Genomic DNA, 5817 nt, shown 5'->3' on the forward strand with positions numbered 1-5817 from the left:
CTGAAGAAATGAGTGGGGTGTTAGCATCCACTTCTATTTGCTTCGATCTGTCTGTCTATGAAATATTCGTGACCGTAAGCTACGGCGGGAAGGTTATCCTGGCTGACAACGCCTTGCATTTGCCGAGCCTGCCAGCAGTCAACGAAGTGACATTGATTAATACCGTTCCATCTGCCGCTAAAGAACTGGTGCGGATGAACGCGATCCCGTCGACGGTACGAGTGGTCAACCTGGCTGGAGAGCCACTGCCAAACACCTTGGCACAAAGTCTATACGCATTGGAGCATGTGGAAAAAGTCTTCAATCTCTATGGTCCGTCTGAAGATACGACGTACTCCACGTATGTACAGGTCACCAAAGGCGCCACGTCAGAACCGACGATTGGCCGTCCATTGTCCAACACGCAAGCGTATATCCTCGATGCCAACCTGCAGCCTGTACCGTTGGGCTTACCTGGGGAACTGTATCTTGGCGGTGAAGGATTGGCGCGCGGGTATCTGAATCGCCCCGAGCTGACAGCAGAACGATTCTTGTCCAATCCATTCCATGCTGACCCGCACGCACGGATGTACAGCACCGGCGACTTGGTCCGTTATCTCCCGGATGGACAAATCGAGTATTTGGGTCGGATTGACCATCAGGTGAAGATTCGCGGCTACCGGATCGAGTTGGGAGAGTTGGAGGCTGTCCTTCGCACCCATCCGACTGTGAAGGAAGCCGTGGTGATGGCAAGAGAAGACAAGCAGAGTGACAAACGTCTGGCGGCGTATGTGACGACAAAAGAAGAACATAGCGAAGATACTACTCACTTAGCGGTCTGGGCAAAAGCAAAACTGCCGGAGTTTATGGTTCCATCTGTCTTTGTCTGGCTGGACGCTATGCCGCTCACACCGAATGGCAAGATCGACCGGAAGCAGCTGCCAGAGCCCGAGTGGGGGCAGATGGCTTCTACCCAAGAGTATGTAGCGCCACGCAACCAAACGGAGGAGCTGGTCGCCACGATCTGGTCGCAAGTGCTCAGTATCGAAAAGGTCGGGATTCATGACAACTTCTTCGAGCTTGGCGGACATTCTCTCTTAGCGACACGGGTCATTTCCCGTCTTCGTGACACCTTTGCAGGAGAAGTACCGATCCGGACTCTTTTCGAAAACCCAACCATTGCAGAACTGTCCGAAGCACTCGGAAGCTTTTTGCAACACACAACAGGAGCTTCGATCGTACCTGTTTCGCGGGAAGGTCATCTGCCATTGTCCTTTGCGCAGCAGCGCCTGTGGTTCCTGGATCGACTGATGCCATACAGCGCCTTGTACAACATCCCGTCCGCGATGCGATTGCACGGGGATCTCGATATCGAGGCGTGGAACAAGAGCTTGCAGGTCCTGATCCAGCGCCACGAAAGCTTGCGGACAACCTTTGACCACGTGGATGGGCAAGCCGTGCAAATCGTTCACCCATACCAAGAGCAGTCGGTACGTGTAGTCGACTTGCGAGAGCTACCAGCGGACAAGAGCGAAGCAGAAACACAGCGTCTGGCAGGAATCGAGGCAGCTACGCCATTCAACCTGAGCGAAGGTCCGCTGTTCCGTACCACCTTGATTCGCATAAGCGAACAAGAAACGGTCTTCCTTTTGAACATGCATCACATCATCTCTGACGGCTGGTCAATGGGAGTATTCATTCGCGAATGGTTCACTTCCTACGAAGCGATTAGACAATACGACCTACCAGTTTTGGTTGATTTGCCTGTACAGTATGCTGACTACGCGGCATGGCAACGTGACTGGCTCCAAGGTTCGGTATTAGACGAACAGCTTTCTTACTGGAGTAAAAAATTAAGTGGTGCTGAACCGCTTCTCACCTTGCCGACTGACCGTTCACGACCTGCTGTACAAACGTACGAGGGAGCGATTTACTCAACGACACTCGCAGGTGAACTTCTCGACAAATTACAAGCACTTAGCCGTAAAGAAGAATCGACGCTGTTCATGACCTTGCTGGCTGCCTTCCAAACTTTGCTCTACCGCTACAGTGGACAGGAAGACATCCTCGTCGGAAGTCCTGTCGCAGGGCGAAATCGGGAGGAGATCGAGTCACTCATCGGTTTCTTCATTAATACATTGGTGCTCCGTACGAACATGTCAGGGGAACCGACATTCCATGACTTGCTGGCAAGAGTGAAGGAGACGGCGCTAGAAGCCTATGCCCATCAAGATCTTCCGTTTGAAAAATTGGTCGATGAACTGGCGTTGGAGCGTAGTCTCAGCTACTCGCCGCTGTTCCAAGTGATGTTTGTCCTCCAAAACTTCCAGCTAGATTTAGACGAACAGGCTGGTATTCGCGTATCGGAATTCGATATGGACAAACACCTCGTCACCGCCAAATACGACCTGACATTGACGATGGCAGAAAAACCAAACGGATTGATCGCAACATTTGAGTACAACACAGCGCTGTTTGATGAAACGACAATTGTGAGAATGTCACAGCACTTCCATCACTTACTCGAAGCCATCACTCAAATGCCGGAGCAGACCATTAGCCAATTGCCGTTTTTGCCTCAGGCAGAACGGGAGCAGCTGCTGGTGGAATGGAACGACACCACGACTGCTTACCCACGGGATCAACGCGTGGATCAATTGTTCCAGCAGACCGCGATACTTTATCCGAATCGCATTGCAGTCGTATCGGGAGATCAGACACTTACCTACTCCCAATTAGAGACACGAGCCAACCAAGTAGCCAACTACCTGCAAAAGCAAGGCGTTCGCTCGGGTTCACTCGTCGGTATCTGCGTAAAGCGTTCTCTCGAAATGCTGATCGGGGTGCTCGGGATTCTCAAAGCTGGTGGGGCTTATGTACCGCTCGATTCGGACTACCCGAAAGAACGTCTGGCATACATGATGGATGACGCTCACGTCACTGTTTTGCTTACGCAGGAGCAGCTTTTACCGTCACTCCCATCTGGAGAGCATACCGTGATTTGTCTGGATCGGGACTGGGCGATGATTGCCGATGAAAGTGAACAGGCACCTGACATTGACACCACAGCGGAAAGTCTCGCTTACGTGATCTACACCTCTGGCTCTACCGGGTTGCCAAAAGGAACGCTTGTCATCCATCGAGGCATTGTCCGTCTCGTCAAAGAAACCGACTACGTGACGATCACAGAGCAGGACGTTTTCCTGCAAGCATCGACCGTATCATTCGACGCGGCGACCTTTGAGATTTGGGGCAGCTTGCTGAATGGGGCGAAGCTGGTGCTGATGCCGCCTGATCTGCCTTCTCTGGAAGAACTGGGACAAGCCATTCAGACGCACAAGGTTACGACGCTTTGGCTGACGGCGGGACTGTTCACGCTAATGGTGGATCATCACAAAGAGTACCTGACGGGAGTTCGGCAACTGCTCGTTGGCGGAGATGTCGTCTCGGTTCCTCACGTAAGAAAAGCGTTGGAAATCGAAGGGATCACGATTATCAACGGGTACGGTCCAACGGAGAACACGACATTTACCTGCTGCTATCCGGTCACGGAGTTGCCAGAGACGATTAGTTCTTTCCCGATTGGCCGTCCTATCAAGAATACGACTGTGTACGTACTAGATAGCAACATGCAGCCCGTCCCGATTGGCGTAACAGGTGAACTGTACATCGGCGGAGATGGTCTGGCGCAAGGATATTTGCATCGTCCTGATTTGACGGAAGAACGCTTTGTACCAAACCCGTTCTCAACCGATCCGCAGGCACGGCTTTATCGGACGGGTGACCTGGTTCGTTACCTGCCAGATGGTCTTATCGAATTCATCGGCCGAATCGACAATCAGGTAAAAATCCGCGGATTCCGCATCGAGCTGAGTGAAGTAGAGGCAGTTTTAGCCAAGCATCCTGCTCTTGCCGCATCGGTTGTCATTGTCCGCGAAGATGAACCGGGCAAGAAACAGCTCGTCGCTTATGCGGTCAAGCAAGCCGAGCAAGATGTTGACACTGCCGAGCTTCGCCAACACTTCAAAGAACACGTTCCGGATTATATGGTGCCTTCCGCTTTTGTCATGCTGGATGAATTGCCGCTAACGCCAAACGGGAAAGTGGACAGAAAAGCACTTCCAGTCCCTGTCAATGATCGCAGCCAAGATGTTGATTCGTTTACAGAGGCTACCAACCTCATCGAACAAAAACTGGCGGAAATCTGGTGCGGCGTTCTGCGAATGGATCGCATCGGCATTCACGATAACTTCTTTGAGCTTGGGGGCGACTCCATCCTCAGCATTCAAATCGTTGCGCGTGCAAACAAAGCTGGCATCCATCTAACTCCGAAGAATCTTTTTGACCATCAAACGATTGCAGAGTTAGCAAAGGTTGCGGGCCAAAGCACGAAAATGGAAGCAGAACAAGGAATGGTAACAGGCGAAGCTCCACTATTGCCGATCCAAAAATGGTTCTTCGAGCAAGAGCAACCAACACCACATCACTGGAACCAATCGATGCTCCTGCAAGTGAGCGAACAATTGGACGAAGAGCATCTGGAGCAAGCCATTACCCATCTGCTCGCTCACCACGACGCGCTCCGCCTGCGTTATACCTACACAGATGGAGAGTGGAGGCAGACACACGCAGAAGTCGAATCGGAAGCTTTGCTCATCGTGGAGGATCTTAGCATGACCTCGCCAGCTCAGCACATGAGAAGGATCGAAAAACTTTCACACCAAGCACAAGCGAGCCTAGATTTGGAAAACGGACCGACCATGAAGATCGTCTATTTCGATCTCGGGTATGATCGACCGGGCCGTTTGCTGATTGTCATCCACCATTTGGCAGTAGACGGCGTTTCATGGCGAGTTCTGATCGAAGACTTGCAAACGGCATATAGGCAGGCTGCCGAGGGAACAGAGATTCAATTGCCAGCAAAAACAACCTCCTACAAGGCATGGGCAGTAAAAATGAATGAGTACGCATCTTCTGAACGCATTGCCGCTGAAAAGGAGTACTGGATAGCTGCAGCAGACGAGATGGTGTCAACTACACCGCCAATCCATGACGCTGAGTTGAACACAGAAGGAAACTGCCGGACGATTACGATTGCAATGGAGGAAGAAGAGACAGAAACCTTGCTGCAGAAAGTACCGTCCCGTTACCGCGTGCAAATCAATGATGTTCTATTGACCGCGCTAGGATTGGCACACGCCAAATGGACGGGAGAACAAGCCCTGTTAGTCAACCTGGAAGGTCACGGTCGTGAAGAATTGTTCTCGGAGGTAGATCTCTCCCGCACGGTCGGCTGGTTTACGTCCATGTATCCACTCCTGATTCGACTGGATCAGAACATGTCTCAGGAAAATGCGCTGGTAAGAGTCAAAGAGAAGCTTCAACAAATTCCGAACAAAGGCCTTGGATACGGCATTCTGCGCTACCTGACGAAAGATACCGAGGTGTCCGAAAAGCTAGCGGCGATTCCGCAACCACCGATTAGCTTTAACTATCTGGGACAATTCAACCAGGCGGGAGAAGGAGATTCCCTGTTTGGATTTGCGGAAGGAGAAAGAGGCTCCAACATCAGTCCGGATAACAGAAGGGCTCATCTGATTGATGTGGTAGGGGCTGTCACAGGTGGCAAGCTGAACCTCAGCTTCCTTTACAGCGAGACATTGCATAGCGAAGCGAGCATTGAGACTTTCGCTCGTCATTTCACGGAAATCCTGCGTTCACTGATACAAGCGGAGAAACAAAGCTATCGAGCCGAAGACTTCGAGGATGCAGACTTGAGTCAGGCGGCGTTAAACAAGGTTCTCTCCAAGCTGAAGAAAAGAAAGGGGAATTAATCCA

General features: G+C 51.5%; 1 protein-coding gene. It reads left to right on the forward strand.

Translation table 11 applies throughout. The annotated features are described in order from the left end of the window. The coding region (locus tag C7R91_RS04055; protein WP_146142140.1) for a non-ribosomal peptide synthetase at nt 1-5813 on the forward strand (5813 nt) is incomplete at its 5' end. Between the last annotated feature and the right edge of the window lie 4 nt (nt 5814-5817).

It is taken from the genome of Brevibacillus formosus, from assembly GCF_003013405.1.
Taxonomy (GTDB): domain Bacteria; phylum Bacillota; class Bacilli; order Brevibacillales; family Brevibacillaceae; genus Brevibacillus; species Brevibacillus formosus.